We start from the raw sequence: 26,368 nt of genomic DNA on the forward strand, positions 1-26,368 counted from the left end.
TTATTTTATAATGATTTTAGTATTTTTTATTTTTTGGTCGTTGTTGCAAATGGCCATACAGGCTTAGTGCCAAATATGGTATTCCATGAATTTGGACCTGGCCCGCCATCACGATTAGCAGAACGGTTGGGTGCCGAAGTGTCGTTCACACGATCATAGGCTTGATAGTAAAAACGAGGTTGCGACTCTCCAGGACCATTAAAGACCTGGCCAAACCAGGTAACTTTAATATCGTCTCCCGCAACCCATCCTAGACTTCCACCACCATCTTTAGAAGATGTTGATGTGCCACCGGAAGTCAGCATGTCGCCCGCAATCTCACGCCGCACGAACATCCCTTGATCGGTACGTGACGAGAAACCAGTGCTCGACGCACCACGTCTACCGAGGTTATAAGTTCCCACCTGCGTCTGATCAATATCCATCCAGAAACCGGTACGGTCGTTGTTTGCATCCAGATTCGCCTTATAGGCAAAATCATTCTTGAACTCGAAGTACTCGCTCGCTATCTTGGTGGCGAAATGCTGCTCCAGATCGATATTCGGCTGGGTAGCACTATCACCCCAACCGGTACGCACCACTGCGCGATCGGCAAAGCCAAACATACTATTGCCCACATCTCGCAACAGCATCTGGCTAATAATGCCATTCTTGGTTGCGTTACCCATTTGCACCAGTGACTCACTTGCAAAGGCAAGATTGGCCGGTGTGCCCGTGGCATTACTATCGGTAATGATCAATTGGATATAGTCTTTGCCATCGCTACCCCTCAGCATGCGTTGTAACATCCCTTCGCTACTCTGAGAACTAATACAGACACCTGCTCCGGGAGGACAAGCCGCAGAGATCACACCATTGCTAACACTCCAATTACTAAATTGAACTGGCGTGTCTGTTACCGTAGAAGACGACAAAGTAACGGGGGCCGCCTGGAACTGAACATCGGCCAAGGTCGATGGAGCAGGAGTTGTTGTGCCCTTACTATCCTTGGACGACCCTGCCCCGGTTGTCCCCTTGGGCAATGCCGGCATGACGGGCGCGGCGCCGAACGTCGCGGTATTCCAGTCCAAAGGCGCGGAGCTGCCATAGGCCATATACCGTGATGGTGCCTGCCCACTACTCAAATTTTCATAAGCCTGAAAGCTCATCTCCAGATCTTCCCAACCCGGCGTCCCTTCATTGCTTTCCAGCTCTTCCCAGTGATTCATTACCTGACCGGCCCAGGTCACAGCCACCGTTTCACCGGCATTCCAGGTCACGCTGCGGCCGGAAGGCAGAGTACCAGTACCCGCACTCTTGGACATATCACCGCTGCGCAAGCGGCGGGTGAAGCCTTGAACCTCATAGGGAGTGGTCGTGGAAGAACATTTGTCGCACTTGCCGACACTTTGATCCTTACCCCATTGCTGACTGAATAACTGGCCAATATCGTAGGCATAGCCGGAACGGACGCCCAGCTCGCTGATATTTTCCTCAAATTTATACGTCGACAGAAACTTGGTATCAAAAGCAGTGCCCGACTCACTAATAGATTGATTCGTCACGATGCTCGGTGAGGTTGTATCAGTGCTCCACTTGGTCTTGATCGTGGAATCCATCGACAATGCCGAATTGGTTTTATCCCATTTATTGACAGAATCATCTTTAATGACTTGATGATTAGCGATGCCCCCTAGCGGGCCAGACGTGTTGTCCGGATTACGGCGTACGAAATTCTCAGTGGAAAAATTCAGCGCGCCAGGAAGCCCGCTGGCTCCAGTCTCGATAATGATGGTCTGGAAATAGGTTTTTCCTGCAGTATCTTTAAGAGAACGCTGGAGAAATCCAGATGACTGCGCCACGTCAGTACAGGTCAAACCTGACGGACAGGTTGCAGACACCACGCCACTCGTCGCTGCCCAACCACCAAAACTGGTCGGCATTACCGCAGAGGAAACCACAGGCACACACAATGCCGCCCAACCAGCACTATTGATTAATCTAATACGCACTCCCCCTCCCCTTCGACACCCACCCGAGCGTCAGCTTGTTATTAGCTCTACCCTTAAAATTATTTTTTGCGCGATCTCTTTTCTCTTTAATGTTGCTCGCGTCTTAAATTTAATAGTTCCGACAGCCTTCGTGGTTAGTCGCTTCGGAGCAACCTATTTCCTCTGTTCGGAAATTAGGATGGTGGGATGATAGATTGAATATTAAGACCAACTAATGACGGGGGGATGACCAACTGGTCATCTTACGGTGGGTTTAGACTAAAATCATCACCCCCTGAAAATTTATCCCTACAACGTAAAGGCCCCCGGCGACGTCATCGCCGAGAGCCTTGTTTTTAAAACGCTAAATCAAATATTGCTTAGGGCTGAGTCCCGAGACGAACTTGATTAGCCTGATCCAGACCCGAACCCAATCCAACGGCGTTATCAGGCAAGCTCAGCACGGGCTTGCTCGCCTTGTCCTGACCGTAGGCATTGCCATTGGGAACATTTGGAACGGTCGGGGCAGTATTCTGACCGTAAGCAAAGGCATTCGCCACCGGGAAATTGGTTTTAACACCGGTCACCGGATCCACCGTCGAAGCGGCCGTTGCGATCTGGGCAACAGCAAACGACAGGGCAACACCGGCCCCAAGAATCATCAGTTTCTTCATTTTTCCTACCTCTTCCGTTGTTGATAATCGCCGAAACGAACTCGGCACTTTTACCACACTGGGATAATCCGACGGGTGAACCCCTCCCGACCCCCGGCATGGTGGTACACATCGCACTCTGTGCGAATACTTACTTTTATTTAACCAAACTACCCGAGACCAGTCCCGATCCACCCGGCGTCCAGGAACCGCCTTTATTTTCGTCTATCGAATTCACACCAAGACTGGCCGTGGCCGAGGCCCCGGCGAATCCGCCCTGAGTAGAATCAACCCTGGCCTTCAGACTGCCGAAGGGGTTTTCGGTCCAGAAAATCCAGCCTGGTTTATCCTTGGGCGTGACCAGCCCTTCAGGTTGTTTATTGTCCGAATAGTTATCGTAGAACAGATATGAAATACGCCAGCCACCCCACCCCTGATTCCAATCGCGCCGGTCATTACCCGTCGGACCAGTTGTTGAATCCTTTGGATTACTCGGGTCCGCATAGCTTGTTGGATCGTTGCCGACGGTCATAAAGGTCACCCGCACATCATCCCCAGGCAGCCAGCTCACTACCTTGTTGCCAGGCAGTGTCGCTTTTCCAGCTGTGGTCAACATGTCGCCTGCGTATTCGCTATGGATGAAAATCTGTTCGTCGAGTTTTTCCTTAGAGTTTTTTGCGTGCTGGATCATGTCCAGCTTGGAGCCGGTGCGCGCACCAACATTGTTGTTATTGGCCAGGAAATCAAACTTGGTCCAGGACATGACCTGATGCACCTCAATATCCGGCGTCGCATCATTCGCGGCCCAACCGGTGCGCAACTGGGTTTCCATATCCATGACCTGACTGCTATTGGCCACCTTGGTACGGGCCGCAATGCCGGAGAATGTGGTTTGTTGAGCTTGCGGTAACTGCTTGATCGCTGCCTCATTATAGAAAGCAAGACTGCTGACATTACCCGTCGCATTGGCTGCAGTACCAATCGTCTCGTAATAAGTCTCGCCAGTCGCGGTCTTCACCAATTTTACTTGTACAAAGCCTGCATCACGCGCCAGCGTCGAACAGCTAAATCCGGTTGGACAGACGATACCAATCTCACCGTTATTCACCGCCCAATTCAGCAGCTGACTCTGGCCATTGACCGATGGGGTAGGTGCTGGCATTTTGCGCGGCGTTGGTAACGGCGCCGCATTGCCGCCGACCAAAGGTCCTGGCACCACCAGCTGATCTTTCATGCTACCGTTGGCAACAGTACCGTTGTACGTATACAAGCCCTTATCCGCCTCGCGACTGTGATGTCCCACCGCTGCCGTAAATGGCAACGGATCAAACGGTAATGAGGGCGCTGACAAGGTTTCGTGCTTGGAATAATCCTGACATTGATCACTATGACTAGTGCTGCGGCAACCAAACCACTGGCCACGCAGAGGTTTCATTTGGCGGCCATCCTCACCGGTCGACTGCCAGTGGTAAATCCATAGCGGATCACTGCTCGCCTTCATCGTGCCGCCGGATTGACGAACAAAAAACACTTGCCGCTCTTCGCTGTGAAACAAGCCGCCGGTGGCGATCGTAATCTTGTTATTGCCCTCATCTTCAAGTGTCAACAATTTAGGATACCCCAGCCCAATGTTCTGGCTCAGCGCCAGGCGGTTACCTTGAACATTATCGAGACTGTCTTTCTTGTCCATGTAGTGGAAAACGGTATCGAATTCATTGCCGGGGGCCATGCCTGGATCTTTGACCCATTGCTGGATGTCAAGATCGCTGCGATCACGACCACCGATCGAGTTGCCGAAAATATCCAGTTTAAACCCTGCCGTAAAATCGCGCGGTGCAACCTGGGTTTCGGCAAAGTTCTGCTGCGTGGAGAACAGGGTCAAGCCTGGGCCCGATGCCCAGCCACTGTTGATCGTGGTCGTGGAATCAAAATCACGCACCACGGCAGGATCGGTGCTGCGCGCCTTGTTCACCTGATGATCGGCAAGCCCCTTGATCGAGGCGGACGGATTCGCCAGCCCGTGTTTGAGGACAAAATTTTCGTCGGAAAACCCCTTCTGCAGATCCGTGCCTAACGTAGCCGCGGCAGTGGCATCATTCGAGGTAATGATGGTTTGCAAATAACGTTTGTCAGTCGTGGGGTTGAAGATTTCGCGCTGAAAAAACCCGGCTCCAGTAATCGGATCTTTACAAGTAAACCCGGAAGGACAGGTGGAGCTAATCGAGCCGCCACTCAGCGCCCAGTTATTGAAGGCCACTGGCGCTGCCGCCCATACCGCCCCGCCACCAATGACAGAAATCAGCGCAACGCCAACCGCTCCGGCCACGCGGATGCGTTGAGGAAACTGCTTCATTTCTCTTACCCCAAAGTCATAGGGTCATTGACCCCATTTTGTTTTTTTATAGGCCCGAGCCATGCACAGACAGTTCCCGGACCCTTGCAGGGTATAGGTATAAAACAGACCACCACATGACCAAAGAATGACTATATGGTCATATTACAGACAAAAAACTCAATATAATATTAGTTTTAACTTGGGTTATTTGAGATAACCATATCATATATGGTTATTTTATAAAACATTATAAATCAATTGGATATGGCTCATCTTACCTTACCTGATTCAATTACCCAATGATTTATCTGATATTTTTTGCCCCCATCGCCTCAAATATTCCTCAAATATTCATTTTTAATGCCGATATATTAGATAGGTGCCCAGCTTATTCGCCGACATCTGTATTGACATCGGTAGTAGCGGCAATGAGCCGAAAAAATGAAGCCACACCACCCAACCCATGAAGGACCGCCAGCCAAAAGGGAAAATTTCAGGAGACAGCACCTCTCCCGGTTGATGATTTGCGCCTGGCTTTTGGCAGGGGCTCTCCCCACCACCAGCGAGGCGGATTTTTCGCTGAATTTCAAGCCCAATACCACCAACACCACGAATGTCGGCAGCTCCGGCAGCCCTAACGGTGGCTATCTCGGCACCGGCGACAACGATCAAGGCAATTCCTGTAGTATCACCGGCTACACCGATACCGGCTGTTTTTGGTTCCGCAGTGCAGCGGGGACCAAATTCGGCATCATTGAACAACAACCTTTCCGTGAAGAAGCGGTGAGCGCATCCGATGGGTTTCTCTATTGGCACGTTCTGCTGGGCAATGTTAACGACGACTGGAAACAGGATGTCTGGATCCGCATGGGCACCAGCCAAACCTACATGACCGATCCCAGCGGCACAGCAGGCAATTACCAGTGGAACCTGGCCGCCGGTACGACCCGCATCAGCGACAGCGGCGGCTTTACCGGGGCTTACAATAACCAGAAGAATGCCGTCAATGGCGGCAACTATGGCCAGGTCAATCCTGCCGACCGGCTGGAGACCGAAATCTATGCTGGCACCGGTGCCGACGCATTGGGCAAATACAATGGCCGCGACAATACCTGGACCGGTAATGGCACCGGCAATCCCACTCGCGTCATCATGCGCCAGGTCGACTATAGCCCGAGCCACGGCACCTATCAGGAATTCCTCAAGGACCAATTCGACAGAAAGCCGTTGATCTATCAAAAAGTGGTAGATACGGCTGCCAGCATGACGGCCACCTTCCAGACCGATATGCGCGGGCTCACCTATACCGATACCCGAGCACTCACTATAGGCACCACAGCCGTGACCCCTAATTACACCACCCCCGGCAATGGGACAGGTAATGCCAACTATACCTACAATGCCGCTTCTGAGTTTGTGATGAAACAGGACTTCACCGGCAGCGATACCTACGGCTCCCACTTCGATGCCTCTGCCGGCCGACCTGTGGTCGGCGGCGCATTGCAGGAACAGAACGTCACCTCTGGCCGCTATACCTTTACCGCTGGCGGGGGCTGGGTTGCATACACCGGTGGCGCGCAGCAAACCTACTACTCGCGCTATTATCAAGGTACGAGTCCGAATATTCCCAATTCGTCTGGTTTCACCCTGATGCCGATCTACCAGCCGGGCACCTATAGCTATATTGAGAACAACGGTCACATGGATCCAACCGCCGTCGTATATAGCAACTATCTCGACCCAACCCAGAGTCCCTGTCTGGCGAATCCGTTCTGCCCGTAAATCCTCAAAGTTACTGCTGGCAAAAATCGGCATTGATCGCCGGATCACAGGGATATAAATCGCCCTGTTTCCAGGTGGAAGATCCGTTCCACCAATGCAGCCAGCCGGCCTTGAACACATCCCAATTACCGTCGGCGTAGGTGTATTTGACCTTGGACGGGTCTTCGATCTGGCCGTTCCAGGTGTACATGCCGCCGGTGGGGTGCACATCGGCCCCGGGATTGGCGTTTAACAGCGGTTTGAACTCATAGGCCTTGGCATTCCCCGCCGCAGGATCGGTCACCATTTTCACATTGGTAAAATCCATGGACTGCTTCGGAAAATTGGGATCATTGGCCAATTGATACTGCAACTGCCGAATCTCAAACGCCTGTGGTGCATAAGCGGTGAAATAGGTGTTGTTGCGCATGTCGATCATGAATTCGCTTTTTATTTCCCCCGGGAAATATTCGGTTTGGGTGATCTTGGGTTTGCGGTCAAACTCGCTCTTAAAAAAATCCAGTTCGACACCGCCGGTATTCATGTACATACGGATGGCGATCGTGGTCGGCCGGCCGCTACCATTGCCCGAGATGTAGGGATCTTTGTGCAGTGGTCGCATGGCATTATTACCCTTAATGTTACCGCCACCGGCACCGCCGCTGGGCGACTGGATACCGCCCTGAGAACTGCCGGAACCATCATTCTTGTAATACACCTCCTGCGCCCAACCACTGGCCGGGGCACCCATGACCATGTGCCAATACTTGTTGGAGCCGGTGTCGACAACCTCCACCAGATAAGGCGTGGCATCCGTGGCGGCAGTACCGCATTGAGGCGTGCGCGGGTTGCCGACCCGGTCGCAGAAACCGGGGTGTGGCTTTAAATCGCGCCCCCCCGCTTCAGCATCTTCATAACTCCACACTTTCTGTTCAGTACAGGGATTATTCGGATCATTGGGATCGAGATTGGAGGCGCCTGGGCGACAATTGAAATACTGATTGGCCCCCGCCACCGGCTAAAATTGCAGGCCGAACTGCTCGCCGACGAAATTATGTGTAAAGGCAGCGAGGGAGGGCTGTGCCCCAAACACGCTTAGCCCGAGACAACACCGCAAAAACGAAAATTGAGATTTGACACCCATCAGACGACTCCGGAATCGGGCGCCGTCCATGCGCATCACTTCCAACGAAAGTCGGAATCTTACATTTTATAGGGACATTAGTCAACAATCAATTGACTTTAAAAACAAAACGTTATACCAGAAACAACTCGTCATCGGCTTCCACCAGCCCGAATTTACGCCACCTGCTCAAACTGTATTTTATGGTCATCTTTTCGGCGACGCGGCCCGGAATACATCAACACCGCCAGTGCCGGAAACTTCAGGGTCACGCTCGTCCCACGACCGGGCTCGCTGTGAATCGACACCGTTCCGCCATGAAGCGTCATGATGGATTTGACAATGGCCAGCCCCAGGCCCGTGCCTTTCCGCGAGCGCGCCTTGTCGCCACGGTAAAATCGATCAAACACCTGGGGCAACTGGTCAGCCGCGATGCCCATGCCGGTATCCATCACCGTTACATCAACCTCGTGATCCATACGCTCTTTCCCCTCGACGACCACTCGCCCGCCGCTGGGCGTATAGCGCAAAGCGTTGGTAATAAGATTACTCAGCGCCCGCCGCAAGAGATTGGATTCCGCAAACACACTGCCCTCGCCACCGAACTCGAGTGTGATCTTTTTCTCATCAGCCATGGCCTGATAAAAATCACATACTGCCTCAATCTCGTGCGCGATATCCAAAGGTTTTCTATTCAACATGGCATCCGGTTGTTCCGCGCGCGCCATAAACAACAGTGACTCCACCATCTGACTAAGACGATGGTATTCCTCGGTCGCGGATTCAATACAAGCCCGATACTCTTCCTGGGTCTGCGCCGTGGTCAGCGCCATTTCCGCCTCGCCACAAAGAATATGCAGCGGGGTACGAAATTCATGCGCGATGTCGGCGGAGAATTGTTCGATACGACCAAATGAACTTTCTAACCGTGACAGGAGCTGATCAAAATTCTCGGCCAGTGGTTTTAATTCCTCAGGCCATGTTTCATTGCTGACCCGGCGGTGGAGATCCTTGGCACTGATCTCGGAAACGACCGTGGCCAATTTCGCCAAAGGTTGTGTCGAACGCTTTGCAATCCGGCGCCCAAGGATAATGGAAACAAGCAAGGCACAGAGGGTTGCCAACACCAGCGTTCGCCAAAAAGTACTCGCAATCAGCGATTCTTCTTCTGACCGGTTTATCCCCACACTTAAGATAAAATCTCCATTTGGCGTGAATATCCGCTGCTGCATGATTCGATATTTATCACCCTCATTCGCAGTCCAATCTTTCCCCAAATCTTTTTGAACTGAGTCATGCAGTCCATAGATCAAACGATTATTGAAACTACCGGCGGGTGCTTCCACAACCACCTTTCCATCCAGATCCATTAGCGCGATATGCAATCCAGCGAACGATTCCACTTCATGTTTAAGTTCATTCTGGACTACCTGGCTATTGTATGGATATTCGTTCAAATTATTGCGGAATTCATTGAACATACTTTTGATCAGATGGTCGTCTTTCTCGCGCAAACGTTCTTCCAATGCCACATACAGAACAGCACTGACGGACACTATCAGGATCACACTCAGCAGCGTGAACCAAAACGCGAGCCGCGTGGCGATGGATCCCTTTTTGAATCCAAAGTCGGAGTAATATGTTGCAACATCAGTTTCGAACTTCGAGGACATATCCCACCCCGCGAATGGTGTGTATCAGTTTCAGATCAAAAGGATCGTCCACTTTTCTCCGCACTCGACGCACAGCGGCATCCACAACATTGCTATCGCCATCGAAATTAATGTCCCACACCTGTTCAGCGATCCGAGTCCGGGTCAAGACCTGGCTGGCGTGGCGCAGGAAAAATTCCAACAGCCGGTATTCCTGAGGCGCGAGGTCAATCTCACTTTCAGCCCGGAATACCTTGTGCCGCAACAAATCCATTTTCAGGTCTGCAAACTGTAGAATTTCCGCCGGGCGTATCTGTCCGCGACGCAGCACATTCCGCGCGCGTGCATTTAATTCAGAAAATGCGAAGGGTTTGACCAGATAATCATCAGCGCCTAACTCCAGCCCCTTGACCCGGTGGGCGACCGAATCCAAGGCGGTCAGTATAATGACAGGTTGATGCTGGTCGCGCTTCCGGATTTCCTGGAGCACCGCCCAACCGTCCTGCCTGGGCAGTTGGATGTCGAGCACAACGACGTCATAACTACCGGTCGTAGCCATATGCAGCCCATCCACGCCATCCTGGGCGACCTCAGCGATGTAGCCTTCCTCGGTAAAGCCCTTTTTGAGGAAGGTTACGGTCTTGGGTTCGTCTTCAATGATCAGGACTTTCATAGACCGCCTCCCCGCACCGGGTGATTCTGACGACCCAAGGCCCGAATTACGATGTCGCTATTTCGCGTTGCCCACCACAAACCAATAAAACGCTCACGATAGAACCTCATCTTGCCACCCCTTTCCCACACTCACAGGACTTATTCTGCCTTTGTTTTACTTTAGCAAAACAAAGACTTAGAAAACTATATGGATTTTTTACAACCCATTGTTTTATATAATTATTTATTTTTGTTTGGGAAATACTATCGCCTTCGCCATAAAAAAGCAATGCCCTTAATAAATACCGTGGTATCAAGAGCCTACTGGCAGCGGCTATTCGCCTATATGGCTATGCCGGAGGCAGGGAAGATAGGAAGAGGTGATGATGAACCATCCCCTGTTTTGTGATTTTCTGATGTGATTTCTTAATTTTGGTTGGCTGATTCTTCGCCACCATCACCCGCCGGTTCCAGACGATAACCGTAGTGATAGATGGATGTTAAGCGCCAACCCTTTTCTGAATTCAGATTCAGTTTTTTGCGCAAGCGACTGACATGCGTATCCAAGGTCCGGGTATTGATATCGCTGCTACGGCCCCACACGTTTTCAAGCAAATGGGCGCGAGATAATAAGCGGCCCGAGTTTTTGAAGAAAAGTAGCGATAACTCGAATTCTTTTTGGGTAAGAGAAACGTCCTCTCCCTCCACCGCCAACTCGCGCCGATCAAGATCAAAACGATACGGCGCAAATTCGAGCACCCGTTGCACAGGTTCTGCGCCCGTTACCCGCCGCCCCAGCACCTGGATTCTGGCAATCAATTCCTTGGGGCGTATCGGTTTGGTAATGTAATCATCCGCCCCCTGATTCAAGGCAAAGGCAATGTCTTCTTCGGTATTGCGGGCGGTGACAAAAATGACGGGGATCGACCAACCAAGATTACTGCGAATCCATTTCAGCACTTCGTCGCCATTGATGTCGGGCAACATCCAATCCAACAATATAAGATCGAAGCTGTCCCGCTGCAGCTGCCGGATGGCGGCATTTCCCGAATCGATCAGATGACAGTCATGCCCGGCCTCGTTCAACCATATCTCAACCAGCTGGGCCAAATCATTGTCATCTTCGATGATTGCAATCCGCATGACGTTTGTTGTATCTGCTCCGGTTATACGCGACTCAACTCGTCTGAACATGTGAAAATCTTACATTCACATTATTGGAGTATCAACACAAAAACGGGCTTTGTAAACCGGTTTTCTTGTCCATATATAAGCAACTTCTAAATCCAGTTATACATCACTTTCAACAATCCCGCGCGCCCAGCTCAACACCGGCTGCACCCGGGCTGAAACCAATGCCTGCGCCTCGTCAAACGTCATCCAGCAGTATTCTTCGTGCTCAGGGTGTCCCAATTCTTCGGTCACCGGCAACATGACGTCTCCCGCCAGCGATTCCGCGATGTAGTAACGCGCCACCTTACGCAACTGGCCATAAGGTGGCGTTTCACGAAACTCATAGCCCCAGGTGAACTGCAATTCGATCAAGGTGGTTTCTTCTTCCACTTCGCGGACGGCTGCCGCCAAGGGTTCTTCTCCTGCTTCCATTAACCCTTTGGGAAAATCCCAATATTGGTAGGCGCGCAACAAGAGATAACGAATTCCGGATTCGCCACGACGCACGACCACAACGCCGCAGGACAGGGGATTTGGGGCATCGCTCATAAGGGCCTGTTAACGCTTATGACAACGCATCGACGGAGGGAGGCCATTGCCGGACACGGCGCGGAACGAGTGAGATGCAACGCCGATCGGCAAAAATGGCTCCGCCCCTCCGGGTTGCGCCCCAAAACGGGCCATGCCGCGGCTCGTGCCCACAACACTCGCTGCGCTCGCGGGACAGGCTCTCGTTCATCTGGAGTCACCAAACTTCTCTCCTCGCGCCTTGCCTGGCCCGTTTTGGGACAGCAACGCTGCATTGTCATAAGCGTTAACGGGCCCTAGCACTATATCAGCTGATGATGCGGCAATCACTCTTCAACCCGGCGCGCAGCGGTCACCACTACCGGCTCTAACGGCACATTCTGGTGATGACCGCGATCGCCGGTACGCACCTTGGCAATCTGATCCACCACGTCCATGCCTTCCACTACGCGGCCAAAGACGGCATAACCAAAATCGCGGTCGCCATGGTTCAGAAAACTATTGTTGGTCAAATTGATAAAAAATTGCGAGGTCGCGCTATCCACGACCTGAGTCCGGGCCATGGCAAGGGTACCCCGTTCATTTTTCAACCCATTATCGGCTTCGTTCTTGATCGGTTTGTGAGGGGCTTTTTGCTCCATTTCCGCCGAAAAACCACCCCCCTGGATCATAAACCCCGGAATCACCCGGTGAAAAATGGTGCCTTCAAAATAACCGTCGTCGACATAACGCAGAAAATTGGCCACCGAAATCGGCGCCTGCTCCGCAAACAGTTCAATCTTGATATCCCCCAGCGAGGTAGAAAACACAACCATCCAAATTCTCCTTGTAACTCTTTGATTAACCGATTAACCCATTGAATACAGCAAAGATATATTTTACCCCACCCCACTTCCTGGCACCTTATTATTTCGCGGCAGCGGCCGATAATTACAGGTACGGCAATCAATCTACTGGCATTGCAATGAAACCCCTGGCATCCACTCAGAATCATACGACAAATCACACCCACAACCGCCTTGAGCTGTTGCTGTTTCGCTTGGACAGCCGCCAGGTGTTTGGAATAAATGTTTTAAAAATCAATGAAATAATCCCTTTCCCCACGCTGACCCAGCTCCCACAATCTCACCCCCACGTAAAAGGGATCGCTGAACTGCGCGGCCAGGCCGTGCCGGTGGTTGACCTGAGTCAGGCGATCGGGCGTTCTCCACTCCCCTATGGCAAAAATAGCGAAAGCAAGGTCATCATCACTGAATTTAATCGCAAGCACCAAGGCTTCATCATCTCCGGTGTTGATCGCATCCTGGAACAGGAATGGAAGGATGTCCTGCCACCGCCTCACGGGGCATCACACAGCTATATCACCGGCGTAATCAATACCCCGAATGGCCTGGTGCAGATCATCGATGTCGAGCGAGTGCTAGGTGAAATCGACCCCGATGCGCATCCTGATGGCAACCTTGATCCGGTCAATGATGAAATTCTTGGCTACATGAGTAATCGCCACATTTTGGTGGTCGATGATTCATCGGTGGCGCGTGCGCAAACCGCTAAAGCACTGGAACAAATGAAGCTGCCATTCGTCATGGCGAAAGACGGGCGTGAGGCGCTGGATCTGATCCACAAGCATTGTGAGAATGACAACAATATTCTGAACACTCTTCCTATGCTGATTTCCGACATTGAGATGCCGGAAATGGATGGTTATCAACTCACGCGCGAAGTGCGTGTCGATTCAAAACTACACGACATGTTTGTGTTGTTGCATACCTCTCTCGATGGCCGAGTAAATGCGGAGCAAGCCAAACAAGCTGGCGCGAATGCCACATTGACCAAGTTCATTCCAAGACTGCTGGCCGATGAAATCCTCAAGGGGTTCGAACATTTGCTGCATGATAAGTGACATGCGCTAATTATTGAACGCATGTTATGATTCGGGTTTTAGACGTTTGGTTTAGCCATGCACCGCATTATCCTTAAAAACAAGCTTTCCGCACATCGCCCCTTCGATACGACAGAAGAACAAATGCTCGACCGGATCATGCAATTCGTGAATGCACAGCCGGATTGTTTTGAGCGCCATCTGAATGTGGGGCATATTACGGGCTCGGCCTGGATCATCGATCGCGAGCGTAGTCACGCACTACTTACTCATCATCGCAAACTTGATCGCTGGCTACAACTCGGTGGCCACTCCGACGGGGATCCGGACACGCTTGCTGTTTCACTGCGCGAAGGCCGGGAAGAATCGGGACTGGAATCTATTTGTCCAGTCAGCGATGCCATTTTCGATGTCGATGTACATTTGATTCCGGCGCGCAAATCGGAACCGGATCATTTCCATTATGATGTTCGTTTTTTGCTGGAAGCAGACCGGAAACTACCCTTGGTCATCAGCAGCGAGTCCAATGATCTGGCCTGGGTGCCGTTGGACAAAGTGGCCGCGCTGGCGCCGGATGCCTCTATTTTACGGATGCTGGCCAAGTCTTTGAGCTTATGCACCACAAAAACATAAAATATAAAAACCCAACGCGGAGACGCAAAGACGCGGAGAAAACCGAAATAAAATGGTTAGCCGGCTGTTATAGACCCGGCGACTAACAACATCGGGTTAAAACTCCTTCCCCCTTTTAGGGGGAAGGCTGGGATGGGGGTGAAATGGTTGGAAATACTCAGCGTTCTACCCCCACCCTAACCCTCCCCCTTGCAGGGGGAGGGGACTTGATCTTTAGATATATTTTATTGCCGGGTTAATAAGATCTCATAATTGTATTCATCCCCTATTACCTTTGCGTCTTTGCGCCTTTGCGTTGGATTTTTAGATCTTTCAAGACGAACAACTAACTTCAATGCGTTGCGCCCATTCCGGCGGCGCGGCGGCATACTTTTCCCGTTCGGGCTGTTCGGCATACGGGGCGCGCAACAAATCGAGCAAAGTTTCTATTTCACTGTAATCATGCTTATCGGCAGCGGCGCGTATCGCCTGCTCGGCCAGATAATTGCGCAAAATATATTTTGGATTAGCCTGCTTCATTCGCTGGCACCGTTCCTGATCGTTGCTTTGCTCCGCCTGCAACCGCTGCCGGTAGCGTTCCGCCCAAGCATCAAATGCGGCGCGATCAAGCACCCGATCACGCAACGGCGTATTCGCCGCACCCGTCGTCGAATCAAAATCACAAAGCATGCGCAGGAAAATTGTGTAGTCTGCCTGTTGCTGCAACAAATTCAATAAATCATGCCACAACAATTCATCACCCGGTTGCTGCTCCCGCAAACCGAGTTTACGCCGGGCAATCACATGATAAGCATCCAGAAATCTCTGCTGATATTCACCCAACAAGGCACGTGCTTGCTCTGCCGCCTGCTCAGGTTCAACAGCCAACAATGGCAACAATGCCTGCGCCAGACACGTCAGATTAAACAGCCCTATCTCCGGTTGCCGATCAAAGGCATAACGACCGTGATGATCGGAGTGATTACAAATGAACCCGGCGTCAAAGGTATCAATAAACCCAAACGGGCCATAATCCAGCGTCAGCCCCAGCAATGACATGTTATCGCTATTCATCACACCATGGGCAAAGCCCACGCCCTGCCACTGCGCAATTAATCGGGCGGTGCGGCTGATCACGTCATCGAGCAATGCCAGATAACGATCCTCACGCCCGGTCAACTCCGGCCAGTGGGTCGTAATCGCATAATCGGCCAACGTCTTGAGATGGTGATGCTGGTTGGTGTAATAAAAATACTCGAAATGGCCGAAACGGATGTGACTCGGCGCCATGCGCAACACCATGGCGCCAGCTTCAACCGTTTCACGATATACCGGCTCGTCACTGCCAATCAGACATAAGGCGCGCGTGGTGGGAATTCCCAGACTATGCATCGCCTCACTGCACAAATATTCACGAATACTGGAACGCAATACCGCCCGTCCATCGGCCCCGCGTGAATAAAGCGTTGGGCCGCTGCCTTTCAAGTGTAAATCCCAGGATTGCCCCTTGGAGTTTTTTAGTTGCCCCAGCAAAATTGCACGACCATCGCCTAGTCGTGGCACATAGACACCAAACTGATGCCCCGAATAACACATCGCCAGTGGTTCCATGCCAGGATGTCGTTTAGTGCCCAGCAAATATTCCAGGAATTCAGGCCGTGACGCCTGATCCGGCGCCAATTCGATTAATTCGGCCAGCGCCGGATTGAAGCTAATCAAATGCGCGTTATGCAGCGGGATGGGAGTGACACGATTGAAAAACTCATCCGGCAGGCGCGCATAGGTATTGTGAAACTGCAATTCTTCAAGCGACTTCATATGACTATCATCGATAACTTTTATTTATCCATCAAGACGATAAGATTCCGGTAATATCTTTTTTCGTACGCTATTCGGGGTATACTGTCACCGCCTATGCCTCGCTACACCCCCATAGAACAGGCCAAACTGCACTGGCAAGACGATTCTGCAATCAGCGATCGTTTTGATGATATCTATTTTTCCCGCAGCGATGCCCTGGCCGAAACCCGCTATGTTTTCCTGGAGGGGAACGCGTTACCCGAGCGCTGGCGCGGCCGCGAGCAATTCGTTATCGGCGAGACCGGTTTTGGCACGGCCCTGAATTTCCTGGTGACTGCCGCTGAGTGGCTGGAGCACTCGTCACCGTCGGCCTGCCTCCATTACATCTCGACAGAAAAATACCCTCTGAATCAGGAAGACCTGAAGCTGGCCTGTCAGCATTGGCCACAGTTTCGGGCCATTGCCGATGAACTGATGAGCCATTACCCGCCACTTTGTTTTGGCTATCACTCACGCAGTCTGTTTGGCGGCCGCATCCGGTTGTTATTGTTATTCGGCGATGCCAATGAATTGTTGGCACAGCTTGAGGCAGCGGTTGATGCCTGGTTCCTAGACGGGTTCGCGCCTAGCAAGAACCCGCAAATGTGGGATGAGTCTTTATTACGACGCATTGCAGCACTTACTGCCAACAATGGTACTTTCAGTACCTTTACAGCGGCTGGATATGTGCGCCGCAGCCTGGAGACGACGGGGTTCATCGTAGAAAAACGTGCCGGTTTCGGTGTTAAGCGTGAGATGCTGCATGGAACTTTAGGTACGACACCCGCCCGTAACAGCACGACCCCTTGGTATGAAACAGGTAATTATACTGGCGCCAAAACCGCCATCATCATCGGGGCTGGTCTGGCGGGCGCCAGTGTCGCCGCTGCGCTTGCGGAGCGTGGTTGGCAAATCACTTTAATCGAGCGCAACCAACAACCGGCGCAAGAGGCTTCGGGCAATCTTGCCGGCGTGGTGTCACCGCGCCTCAGTGCCGACATGGACAACGGAGCTCAATTTTATCTCAACGCCTTTTTGCACAGCGTTGATTATCTGCAGACATTACAACAAGATCGGCCTCGACTTGCCTGGCATGCAACAGGGGCGTTGCAATTGTTGCCAGCGACGCAACGGGAACGCTTGCGCGTCTTGAACTTGCCGCCAGAAATTCTTGATTTTTGCACCGCTGCGGAAGCAACGCTGGCCAGTGGCGCCACACTCAATGATGCGGCAGTACTGTTTCGACACGGCGGCTGGCTTAGTCCGCCACAATTATGTGAAATCCTGCTTGAACGGGCTCACGCACGTGTTTTGACTTACTATGACCGGACCGCATTGCGTCTGAGCCAAAATAACGCGCTGTGGGAAGTCAGAAGTTCCGCTGGCATCATTGCCAAGGCGCCGGTTGTGATCCTCGCCAATGGCGTAAAGGCTCAAGACATGAGCCACGCACCATTACAATTACAGGCCTGTCGTGGCCAATTGGCCTATGTACACGCTACCGAGAACAGTCGCAAACTGAAAATGCCAGTTTCCTATGAAGGCTATGTCATCCCGGCGTATCAGGATCAACATACCATTGGCGCCAGTTATGATTGGCAGGATCTCGACAGCGAGCCTCGTCCTGATGAACGACAGCAGCTACTAGACACTTTAGCGCAGCGTTTACCTGATTTTTCACCTGGCACGATTACGCAGGATCGTGTTGCCTTTCGCACCACCAGCCAGGATCATTTACCGGTTGTTGGGCCGATACCCGATATCGATTTTTATCAGCAGTCTTATGCCGATCTGCGTCATGGCAAGCCTGCAGCGCACTATACGAGCGCCCGTTATCAGCCGGGATTATTCGTCAGCAGCGGTCACGGCTCACGCGGTTTGACGTCATGCTTATTATCGGCAGAGTTGATTGCGGCGATGCTTAACAACGAGCCATCGCCTTTGCCGCAGGATATCGTTCATGCACTGCATCCGGCACGGTTTTTGATTCGGCAGTTGAAGCGTGGGATATCGCTTTAGCCCTTCGCTCTATTCTCCGCGCGCTACCGGCCGCATCGGATCTCTAATCCACTCACTCCACGAACCCGGATATAATTTTGATCCGCTATATCCCGCAATCTCCATCGCCAGCAGATTATGGCAAGCCGTGACGCCGGAACCACACATGTGCACCAGATGCGGTGTGTCGCGCGCAAGGGGATCGAATGCCTCACGTAATTGCATCGGTGATAGAAAACAACCATCGGCACCCAGATTCAAATTAAAGGGTCGATTTTCAGCGCCAGGAATATGCCCAGCCACGAGATCAATCGGCTCAACCTCACCACGAAACCGTTCCGGCGCACGGGCGTCCAGCAAGCTGATCTCCTCCATCGCCAAGCCGTCTTTCACCTGGCCAGTACTGAGCCACAATTCGCGTCGCGGCTGCGCCACAAACTGTTCCGTCATCGCTGGCGCTGGCAACTCGGCCGTCACCGACAGACCTTGCGCCTGCCATGCCTGCCAACCGCCGTCGAGCACTGCCACCTGCATGTGCCCCAACCACCGCAGCAGCCACCATGCGCGCGCCGCGAACACGCCGCCAGCATCGTCATAGGTCACCACCTGTGTCCGCGGACCAATCCCCCATGCCGCAAAACGATGCGTCAATGGGTGCGGCTCCGGCAACGGATGGCGCCCGGTCTCTGGCGTGATCGGCCCGGCCAAATCGCGGTCGAGATGGGCATAACGCGCCCCCGGAATATGCGCCGCCGCATATTGCCGCTCCCCCGCTGTCGTGTCGGCCAATGAAAATCGACAATCGAGCACCACCCAATCGGGTCGTCCCAAGTGCCCCGCCAGTTCGGCGGCCTGAATCAATGTATTGAAGGACATAAACACCTCTCTGGCTTACAATAGTGCAAGAATCAATGATCACGGAGCAACCCTGTGAAGTTATCAGTAGAACAATTTCGGGCCTGGGAACACAAATCCATTACCCTGCTCGGCATGTCCGGCGTCGGCAAGACCCGGCTTTCGGCCATGCTGCGTCAACGCCACTGGTTCCATTATTCGGGCGACTATCGCATCGGCACCCGTTATCTCGACGAGCCGATCCTCGACAATATCAAACAACAGGCGATGCAGATTCCCTTCCTGCGTGATTTGTTGCGCACAGATTCAATTTACATCGAGAACAACATCTCGGTCGATAATCTTAAACCGGTATCGAGTTTTCTCGGCAAGCTGGGCAATCCGGAACAGGGCGGACTGGCACTGACCGAATTCAAGCGTCGCCAGGCACTGCATCACAAGGCGGAAGTTGCCGCCATGCGCGATGTCCCGGAGTTCATCCGCAAGGCACAAGAAATATATGGCTACGAACATTTTATCAACGATGCCGGTGGCAGCGTTTGCGAACTCGACGATCCCGAGACACTGGAAATTCTGGCGCAACATACCTTAATCCTGTACATCAAAGCGACGCAGACCGATGAACAGGCGTTGATCACGCGCGCCGAATCCGATCCCAAGCCGCTGTATTATCGCGAGGCGTTTTTGGATGAGCAGTTGCAGCATTATCTGGTCGACCGCGGCCTGGCTTATGTCGCTCAAATCGACCCGAATGATTTTGTGCGCTGGATGTTCCCACGCCTGTTTTATTCGCGCATCCCGCGTTATGAAGCGATCGCCAGCCGTTATGGCTACACCATCAGCACCGATGAACTCGCCCGCGTCAACAATGAGGCGGATTTCATCGCGCTGGTGGAACACGCCATCACTCGTCAGCCTTAACATATCCGGAGAAGCTTGCGATGCCTTTGGTCGCCAATTCCAATCTACCCGCCTTTAAACGCCTGGAAGAAGAAGGTGAAACCATCATCCCTGGCGATGATGCGATTCATCAGGACATCCGCGAGCTGCATATCGGCCTCCTCAACATGATGCCGGACTCAGCATTGGCCGCCACTGAGCGCCAGTTCTTTCGTCTTGTCGGTGAGGCAAATCAAATCGCGCAGTTTTACATGCATCCGTTCACCTTGGATGCGCTACAGCGTGGCCCCGAAGGACAAGCCCATGTCCGGCAGTATTACGAAACCTTCGACCAGATCAAGGCGAAAGGCCTCGATGCATTGATCATTACCGGCGCCAATGTCAGCCAACCTGATCTAGCGCTGGAACCCTTCTGGGATCCTTTGATTGAAGTCATCGATTGGGCCTACGAAAACGTCACATCGACATTGTGCTCCTGTCTCGCCACGCATGCAGTGATGCAATTCCGTTATGGCCAGAAGCGCCGCTCGCTCGGTTTCAAGCGCTGGGGTGTGTATTCACACAAGGTCATCGACCGCATGCATCCACTGGTGATCGGTGCCAACACCCGTTTCGATGTCCCTCATTCGCGCTTCAATCAAGTGGATCGTTCCCAGTTTGAGGCGGCGGGCGTGCATGTACTCGCGGAAAGCGAAGATGCCAGTGTCCACCTAGCGGTGAGTGAAGATCTGTTCCGGCTGGTTTTTTTCCAGGGTCATCCGGAATACGACATCATCAGCCTGCTCAAAGAATACAAACGCGAGGTCACGCGTTTTAGTCGCGGTGAATGCCTCGACTATCCGCCAATACCCGAGAATTACTTTCCGCTCAAAACCGCCGCCATCCTCGAAGAGCACCGGGAACATGTGCTGCGCGCCCTGGCCAAAGGCAAAACACCACCGGAACTGCCCGAGTCCTTGATTATTCCCGAACTCGACAACACCTGGCATGACAGCGCCGAGGCGGTGATCAATAACTGGATCGGCAAGGTCTACCAAATCACCAACAGCGACCGCCGCCTGCCGTTTATGGAAGGTGTCGATCCGAATGATCCGCTCGGACTGAAGTAGCCCCCTCCCATTTTTGAGAAAGGGTCGGCTATAATCGGTTCGCTGGCGACTTGCCGCTTAGGTGAATCTCCTTATTTATGCCCACCCCCTGTCTGACGTGCGGTGCCTGCTGCGCTCACTACCGGGTATCCTTTTATTGGTCTGAAGCCGAACCGTCTCTCGGCGGTACAGTACCAAGCGAACTCACACATTCGGTCTGTAGATCATTGGCCGCCATGAATGGCACCAATCAACCTCAGCCACGCTGTGTTGCCCTGGAAGGAAAAGTCGGTGACTTCGTAGACTGCTCGATTTATGAGCAGCGCCCCTCACCCTGCCGCGAATTGCAACCTGCATGGCTCAACGGCGAACCCAGCCCGCAATGTGACAGGGCACGAATTGCGCATGGCCTACTACCGTTAACTCCAGATACTTTCGATGAGCCAGAACAGCCTCAGCCGGATGCAATGATGCCGGAGCTGGCGTGACTTTGATTTAATGCCGGGATTTTAATACGGGTTTTCACGCCCGCATTAAACGAACTGATTACAAAGACTTCTTCAACGCCGCAATAAACTTCGCATTCTGTTCCGGTAAGCCAACACTCACCCGCAAATGTTTCGGCATCGCGTAATTCGCGACCGGCCGCACAATCACGCCCTGCTTCAATAAGGCCTGATATAACGGCGCCGCCTCGCGGCCGACATCCACACAAATAAAATTGCCTACAGAAGGAATATAACTCAAGCCCATTTCATCAAAAGCCTGCGTCAGCTGTTGCAACCCAACGGCATTCAATTCAACTGTCTTGCGCAAATGCACTTCATCACTTAATGCCGCCTCGGCCGCCGCCAGCGCGAGCAAATTGACATTGAATGGCGGCCTTACCCGATTGAGCAGATCGGCAACTTCAGGACTGGAAATCGCATAGCCGACACGCAATCCAGCCAGACCATAGGACTTGGAAAAGGTGCGCGTCACGACAACATTGGGATAACGTTTGATCCACGGCACAGTATCAGGATATCGCTCATTGCCAATCAAATGCCGGGCGTAGTCATAATAGGCCTCATCCAGCACGATCAAAATATCCTTCGGCACGTCATGGACAAAGGCATCTAATGCTTTGCCATCTACCCAGGTACCGGTTGGATTATTGGGATTGGCGATGAAAATGACGCGGGTTTTAGCAGTGATGCAACGCTGCAAGGCGTCAAGATCGTAGCCCCAATCCTTGGCCGGTGCTTCAACACCAATGCCACCGGCGGCCTGGGTGACGATCGGATAAATCGCGAACGAATGTTGCGAATACAATACTTCATCGCCCGCCTGCACAAACACGCGCACGGCAAATTCCAGCAGATCGCTGGAGCCGTTACCCAAGGTAATTTGCGACATCTCGACCTGATGCAACTCGGTCAACGCCCGCTTCAAGGCAAAACCGCCACCATCGGGGTATAACCAGACATCGTGACTGGCAGCGGCAATGGCACGCAACGCCGCGGGGCTGGCGCCGAGTGGATTTTCATTGGAGGCGAGCTTAATGATTCCCTTCAATCCCAGCTCACGCTCTAATTCTGAAATCGGTTTGCCAGGCTGATAAGGATGCAGGGCACGCACGCCGGGGGCTGCACGTTCGATTAGTGTTTTACTCATACAGCTGCCTCAACTCAAAATAATTAAGATCCAACGCGGAGACGCAGAGGCGCGGAGAAATACAAAAGCTTTTAACCGCCAAGTCCGCCAAGGACGCAAAGAAAGCAAAATGTTTACAGGAAACCGGGGTTACGATTTCTCATGCGCTTTTCTCCGCGTCTCTGCGTCTCTGGGTCTCCGCGTTGGATTTTCGAATTACCAACTCTACAATTCCAGCGCCAACGCCAGCGCCTGTTCCCACGCCGGAAGTCCAATCCCAAAAACCGCATTCAATTTGGAACCGTCCAGCACGGAATACAACGGCCGCGCCGCGGGCAAACCATATTCCGCCGTAGTAATCGCCCGCACCCGCTGTAACTTGCGCGGCTCGCGGCCTTCGCTCATCCGTAGCAATGTATTGGCAAAGTCATACCAGGTGGTTTGGCCCTGATTGGTCAGGTGATAAGTTCCGCCGACGGTTTGCAAGATCTCATTCAATGTTTGACCAGAACCATTACACCACGCAACGATCTGTGCTGTAGCTTCAGCGATATTACGCGACCAGGTCGGAGCACCCACCTGGTCATTCACAATCGCCAGCTCCTCACGCTCACGCGCCAGGCGCTGGATAGTGAGCAGGAAATTCTTGCCGCGCATGCCGTAGACCCAACTGGTGCGCAAAATCAGATGACTGGCGCCGCTAGCGCGCACCGCCTGTTCGCCGCGCAATTTGCTGGCGCCATAAACGCTCTGCGGATTATGCACATCATCTTCTCGATAAGGCTGCGTTGCCGTGCCATCAAAAACATAATCGGTGGAATAATGAACCAAAGCAGCATTGAGCTTACCGCACTCTTCGGCCATCACCGCTGGCGCAGTCGCATTAATCGCCTCGGCCAGCTCCGGTTCGGTCTCTGCCTTATCTACCGCCGTATAGGCTGCCGCATTCACTAGCAGATGCGGTTTCACCGCACGAACCTTGTCGCGGATCTGCATTTGCTGGCTCAAGTCAAGCTCACGCCGGTCGCACGCGATTACTTCACCGAGCGTTGCCAAGGTACGGCGTAATTCGTAACCCACCTGACCTTGGGCACCGGTCAACAAAATACGCATCAGCCGTACAACTCCGCCTGCGCCAAAGGCACACCCGCTTGATCCTTGGCCGACAGAATCGGCTCGTCAATCAAGGGCCAATCAATGGCAAGCCGTGGATCATTCCAGGCGATACTCCGCTCATACTGCGGCGCCCAATAGTCCGTGGTTTTATAGAGCACTTCCGCATAATCACTCACTACCAGAAAACCATGGGCAAAACCCGCAGGTACCCACAACTGGCGCTTGTTGGCTGACGAAAGATAAATTCCATCCCACCGCCCAAAAGTAGGTGAACCACGGCGGATATCGACCACGACATCGTAGATCTCACCCATCACCGCTCGCACCAGCTTGCCCTGCGGCTGTTGAATCTGATAATGCAGCCCACGCAGGACATTGGTGGCGGAACGTGAATGGTTATCCTGGACAAAGTCGGTATCGATGCCCGTGAGTTCCCGGAAAACGGCACGATTGTAACTCTCGTAGAAAAACCCGCGTTCGTCACCGAATACCTTCGGCTCAAGAATCAACACATCAGGAATTTTGGTTGCAATTGCTTTCATAAAAACATCGGCTCATTCAACATACGTAACAAATATTCACCATAACCACTTTTCAATAATGGCCGCGCCAGCGCTTCCAGCTGTTCAGCGCTGATATACCCCATGCGGTAGGCAATCTCTTCCGGACAAGCAATCTTCAATCCCTGGCGCTTTTCCAACGTTTCAATAAAATGTCCCGCCTCAAGCAAGGAACCGTGCGTACCTGCATCCAGCCAGGCCATACCGCGACTCAGGCACCGTACTTGCAATTGATCAGCACACAAATAATGATTATTGACATCGGTAATTTCCAACTCGCCACGGGGCGATGGTTTCAGATTACTTGCGATATCGACGACTTGCCGATCGTAAAAATAAAGTCCGGTGACGGCGTAATGTGACTTGGGGTTTTTCGGCTTTTCCTCGATTGACAAGGCCCGACCGCTTTTATCAAACTCCACCACGCCATAGCGCTCCGGATCACTCACCGGATAGGCAAAAACCGTCGCGCCAACAGGCTCGATATGCTGTAGCGCATGCGACAAGTCATGACCGTAAAGGATGTTATCACCCAGCACCAAGGCCGAAGGCTGGCCATTCAAAAAGTCGCGGCCAATGATAAAGGCTTCGGCCAGGCCATTGGGTTCTGGTTGCCCGGCATAGCTAAAATCCAATCCCCATTGACTACCATCCCCCAGCAAATGCTGGAACCGCGGCAATTCCTGCGGTGTGGAAATAATCAGAATCTCCCGAATCCCGGCCAGCATCAGCACTGACAGCGGATAATAAATCATCGGCTTGTCATACACCGGCAGCAGCTGCTTGGAAACCACCTGCGTCAACGGATATAGCCGCGTACCAGATCCCCCGGCGAGAATAATGCCCTTGCGCGTAGCTTGAGCCTTCATTGTTTTGTCTCCTGCAAACCGAGGCGTTGACGCTGATAGTTCTGATCGATACTACTCAACCACCACTGTGCGTTATCCAGATACCAGCGCACGGTGTTGCGCAATCCGGATTCAAAGGTTTCTTGCGGCCGCCAGCCCAACTCTGCCTCGATCTTCGAGGCATCAATAGCATAACGCTGATCATGACCCGGCCGATCCTGCACAAACGTAATCAGGCGTCGATAAGATTGTCCTTGGGTCTCCGGCCGTAATTCATCAAGCAAGGCACAAATGGTGTTCACGACTTCGAGATTGGTTTTTTCGTTATGGCCGCCGATGTTATAGACCTCGCCCACTCGGCCTTGCGCCAACACCAGACACAATGCACGCGCATGATCTTCCACATAAAGCCAATCACGGATATTGCTGCCCGTGCCGTACACCGGCAATGGCTTGCCATCAAGCGCATTGAAGATCATCAACGGAATCAGTTTTTCCGGATATTGATACGGACCGTAGTTATTGGAACAATTGGTGGTCAGCACTGGGAAACCATAAGTGTGACACCAGGCGCGCACCAGGTGATCGGAACCAGCCTTGCTCGCCGAATAAGGCGAATTTGGTTGATAGGGCGAAGTCTCGGTGAAATAACCTTCCGCCCCCAGCGAACCATAGACTTCATCGGTCGAGATATGAAGAAAACGAAACGCCTTCGCTTGCTCGACGGATAAATCGCGCCAATAACTACGCGCTGCTTCTAACAGCATATAGGTACCCATCACATTGGTTTCAATAAACGCCTTCGGGCCATCGATGGAACGATCGACATGCGTCTCGGCCGCGAGGTGCATCACGGCATCGGGCCGGTATTGATCAAACACGCGTTTCAGCGCGACAGCATCGCAGACATCGACCTTCTCGAAATGGTAACGCGGGCTATCGGCCACCTCGCACACCGTCGCGAGATTGCCGGCATAGGTCAGCTTGTCGAGGTTCACTACCCGCACGCCGCCGCAAGCGATGAGCTGTCGCACCACTGCCGAGCCGATAAACCCGGCCCCGCCGGTCACCAGAATTGTCTTGTTCGCCAGAAGATTCGTCACACCACACACCTACCAGGATAAAAATGCCTGCTATTAACCGGGCGACTAAATACATCGTACCATCCCAGCCTTCCCCCTTTTAA

Annotated in this window: 24 protein-coding genes; 8 read left to right on the top strand and 16 right to left on the bottom strand. The window is 52.6% G+C overall.

The genetic code is table 11. The annotated features are described in order from the left end of the window. Positions 1 to 26: 26 nt before the first annotated feature. The 3 genes from HY272_07030 to HY272_07040 form a co-directional block, all read right to left on the bottom strand. On the bottom strand, positions 27 to 1,991 hold the full coding sequence (locus tag HY272_07030; protein MBI3772435.1) for a hypothetical protein: 1,965 nt from the start codon (positions 1,989 to 1,991) through the stop codon (positions 27 to 29). A gap of 359 nt (positions 1,992 to 2,350) precedes the next feature. Further along, positions 2,351 to 2,644 carry a hypothetical protein gene (locus HY272_07035; protein MBI3772436.1) on the bottom strand — a complete coding sequence of 98 codons (294 nt, stop codon included), beginning with the start codon at positions 2,642 to 2,644 and terminating at the stop codon, positions 2,351 to 2,353. A gap of 136 nt (positions 2,645 to 2,780) precedes the next feature. Continuing rightward, entirely contained in the window at positions 2,781 to 4,976 is a 2,196-nt protein-coding gene (locus HY272_07040) for a hypothetical protein (GenBank protein MBI3772437.1), read from the bottom strand. Positions 4,977 to 5,495: 519 nt separating this feature from the next. On the opposite strand from HY272_07040, the gene HY272_07045 reads away from it, so the two are divergent. Then, positions 5,496 to 6,740, top strand: a complete 1,245-nt coding sequence (locus HY272_07045) for a hypothetical protein (protein ID MBI3772438.1) — start codon at positions 5,496 to 5,498, stop codon at positions 6,738 to 6,740. 10 nt (positions 6,741 to 6,750) lie between these two features. Here the strand turns inward: HY272_07045 and HY272_07050 are convergent, their stop codons facing one another. The 3 genes from HY272_07050 to HY272_07060 form a co-directional block, all read right to left on the bottom strand. Beyond that, a complete protein-coding gene (locus tag HY272_07050) occupies positions 6,751 to 7,734 on the bottom strand; it encodes a hypothetical protein (GenBank protein ID MBI3772439.1) in 984 nt (327 codons plus the stop codon). A gap of 284 nt (positions 7,735 to 8,018) precedes the next feature. Next, positions 8,019 to 9,515 (bottom strand): heavy metal sensor histidine kinase, encoded by a 1,497-nt coding sequence (locus HY272_07055; GenBank protein MBI3772440.1) that lies wholly within the window; start codon positions 9,513 to 9,515, stop codon positions 8,019 to 8,021. Next, positions 9,493 to 10,167 (bottom strand): heavy metal response regulator transcription factor, encoded by a 675-nt coding sequence (locus HY272_07060; protein MBI3772441.1) that lies wholly within the window; start codon positions 10,165 to 10,167, stop codon positions 9,493 to 9,495. The genes HY272_07055 and HY272_07060 overlap by 23 nt, the downstream gene beginning before the upstream one ends. A 189-nt stretch (positions 10,168 to 10,356) precedes the next feature. On the opposite strand from HY272_07060, the gene HY272_07065 reads away from it, so the two are divergent. After that, on the top strand, positions 10,357 to 10,557 hold the full coding sequence (locus HY272_07065; GenBank protein MBI3772442.1) for a hypothetical protein: 201 nt from the start codon (positions 10,357 to 10,359) through the stop codon (positions 10,555 to 10,557). 17 nt (positions 10,558 to 10,574) lie between these two features. Here the strand turns inward: HY272_07065 and HY272_07070 are convergent, their stop codons facing one another. From HY272_07070 to HY272_07080, 3 genes are all read right to left on the bottom strand, one after another. Further along, positions 10,575 to 11,291: a response regulator transcription factor gene (locus tag HY272_07070; protein MBI3772443.1), complete on the bottom strand. Its 717-nt coding sequence runs from the start codon at positions 11,289 to 11,291 to the stop codon at positions 10,575 to 10,577. Between the two features lie 147 nt (positions 11,292 to 11,438). Next, positions 11,439 to 11,870 (bottom strand): NUDIX domain-containing protein, encoded by a 432-nt coding sequence (locus HY272_07075; GenBank protein ID MBI3772444.1) that lies wholly within the window; start codon positions 11,868 to 11,870, stop codon positions 11,439 to 11,441. 305 nt (positions 11,871 to 12,175) lie between these two features. Beyond that, entirely contained in the window at positions 12,176 to 12,664 is a 489-nt protein-coding gene (locus HY272_07080) for a peptidylprolyl isomerase (protein MBI3772445.1), read from the bottom strand. A 149-nt stretch (positions 12,665 to 12,813) separates the two neighbouring features. Between HY272_07080 and HY272_07085 the strand changes: the two genes are divergently transcribed. Both HY272_07085 and HY272_07090 read left to right on the top strand, forming a co-directional pair. Beyond that, positions 12,814 to 13,752 carry a chemotaxis protein CheV gene (locus tag HY272_07085; protein MBI3772446.1) on the top strand — a complete coding sequence of 313 codons (939 nt, stop codon included), beginning with the start codon at positions 12,814 to 12,816 and terminating at the stop codon, positions 13,750 to 13,752. 57 nt (positions 13,753 to 13,809) lie between these two features. Continuing rightward, positions 13,810 to 14,364 carry an NUDIX hydrolase gene (locus tag HY272_07090; GenBank protein ID MBI3772447.1) on the top strand — a complete coding sequence of 185 codons (555 nt, stop codon included), beginning with the start codon at positions 13,810 to 13,812 and terminating at the stop codon, positions 14,362 to 14,364. Between the two features lie 312 nt (positions 14,365 to 14,676). On the opposite strand, the gene HY272_07095 is transcribed toward HY272_07090, so the two are convergent. Then, complete coding sequence (locus HY272_07095) at positions 14,677 to 16,161, bottom strand: YdiU family protein (protein ID MBI3772448.1); 1,485 nt, start codon at positions 16,159 to 16,161, stop codon at positions 14,677 to 14,679. 96 nt (positions 16,162 to 16,257) lie between these two features. Here HY272_07095 and mnmC point away from each other — a divergent pair, with 96 nt between their 5' ends. Further along, entirely contained in the window at positions 16,258 to 18,201 is a 1,944-nt protein-coding gene (gene mnmC, locus HY272_07100) for a bifunctional tRNA (5-methylaminomethyl-2-thiouridine)(34)-methyltransferase MnmD/FAD-dependent 5-carboxymethylaminomethyl-2-thiouridine(34) oxidoreductase MnmC (protein ID MBI3772449.1), read from the top strand. A 9-nt stretch (positions 18,202 to 18,210) separates the two neighbouring features. Here the strand turns inward: mnmC and HY272_07105 are convergent, their stop codons facing one another. Then, positions 18,211 to 19,056 (bottom strand): sulfurtransferase, encoded by an 846-nt coding sequence (locus HY272_07105; protein MBI3772450.1) that lies wholly within the window; start codon positions 19,054 to 19,056, stop codon positions 18,211 to 18,213. A gap of 54 nt (positions 19,057 to 19,110) precedes the next feature. Between HY272_07105 and HY272_07110 the strand changes: the two genes are divergently transcribed. The 3 genes from HY272_07110 (at position 19,111) to HY272_07120 (ending at position 21,511) form a co-directional block, all read left to right on the top strand. Next, the gene (locus HY272_07110) at positions 19,111 to 19,956 is read left to right on the top strand and encodes an ATPase (protein MBI3772451.1); all 846 of its coding nucleotides are present in this window, start codon (positions 19,111 to 19,113) and stop codon (positions 19,954 to 19,956) included. A gap of 20 nt (positions 19,957 to 19,976) precedes the next feature. After that, the gene (locus tag HY272_07115; protein ID MBI3772452.1) at positions 19,977 to 21,044 is read left to right on the top strand and encodes a homoserine O-succinyltransferase; all 1,068 of its coding nucleotides are present in this window, start codon (positions 19,977 to 19,979) and stop codon (positions 21,042 to 21,044) included. Positions 21,045 to 21,121: 77 nt separating this feature from the next. After that, the gene (locus HY272_07120; protein MBI3772453.1) at positions 21,122 to 21,511 is read left to right on the top strand and encodes a YkgJ family cysteine cluster protein; all 390 of its coding nucleotides are present in this window, start codon (positions 21,122 to 21,124) and stop codon (positions 21,509 to 21,511) included. Positions 21,512 to 21,569: 58 nt separating this feature from the next. Here the strand turns inward: HY272_07120 and HY272_07125 are convergent, their stop codons facing one another. The 5 genes from HY272_07125 to rfbB form a co-directional block, all read right to left on the bottom strand. Continuing rightward, positions 21,570 to 22,679: a histidinol-phosphate transaminase gene (locus HY272_07125; GenBank protein ID MBI3772454.1), complete on the bottom strand. Its 1,110-nt coding sequence runs from the start codon at positions 22,677 to 22,679 to the stop codon at positions 21,570 to 21,572. Positions 22,680 to 22,883: 204 nt separating this feature from the next. Next, entirely contained in the window at positions 22,884 to 23,771 is an 888-nt protein-coding gene (gene rfbD, locus HY272_07130; GenBank protein MBI3772455.1) for a dTDP-4-dehydrorhamnose reductase, read from the bottom strand. Continuing rightward, positions 23,771 to 24,316 carry a dTDP-4-dehydrorhamnose 3,5-epimerase gene (gene rfbC / locus HY272_07135; GenBank protein ID MBI3772456.1) on the bottom strand — a complete coding sequence of 182 codons (546 nt, stop codon included), beginning with the start codon at positions 24,314 to 24,316 and terminating at the stop codon, positions 23,771 to 23,773. The genes rfbD and rfbC overlap by 1 nt, the downstream gene beginning before the upstream one ends. Next, the gene (gene rfbA, locus HY272_07140) at positions 24,313 to 25,203 is read right to left on the bottom strand and encodes a glucose-1-phosphate thymidylyltransferase RfbA (GenBank protein ID MBI3772457.1); all 891 of its coding nucleotides are present in this window, start codon (positions 25,201 to 25,203) and stop codon (positions 24,313 to 24,315) included. The genes rfbC and rfbA overlap by 4 nt, the downstream gene beginning before the upstream one ends. After that, positions 25,200 to 26,273, bottom strand: a complete 1,074-nt coding sequence (gene rfbB, locus HY272_07145; protein ID MBI3772458.1) for a dTDP-glucose 4,6-dehydratase — start codon at positions 26,271 to 26,273, stop codon at positions 25,200 to 25,202. Before rfbB ends, rfbA begins: the two co-directional genes overlap by 4 nt. Positions 26,274 to 26,368: the final 95 nt, after the last annotated feature.

This window comes from Gammaproteobacteria bacterium (assembly GCA_016200485.1).
GTDB lineage: Bacteria > Pseudomonadota > Gammaproteobacteria > Tenderiales > Tenderiaceae > JACQEP01.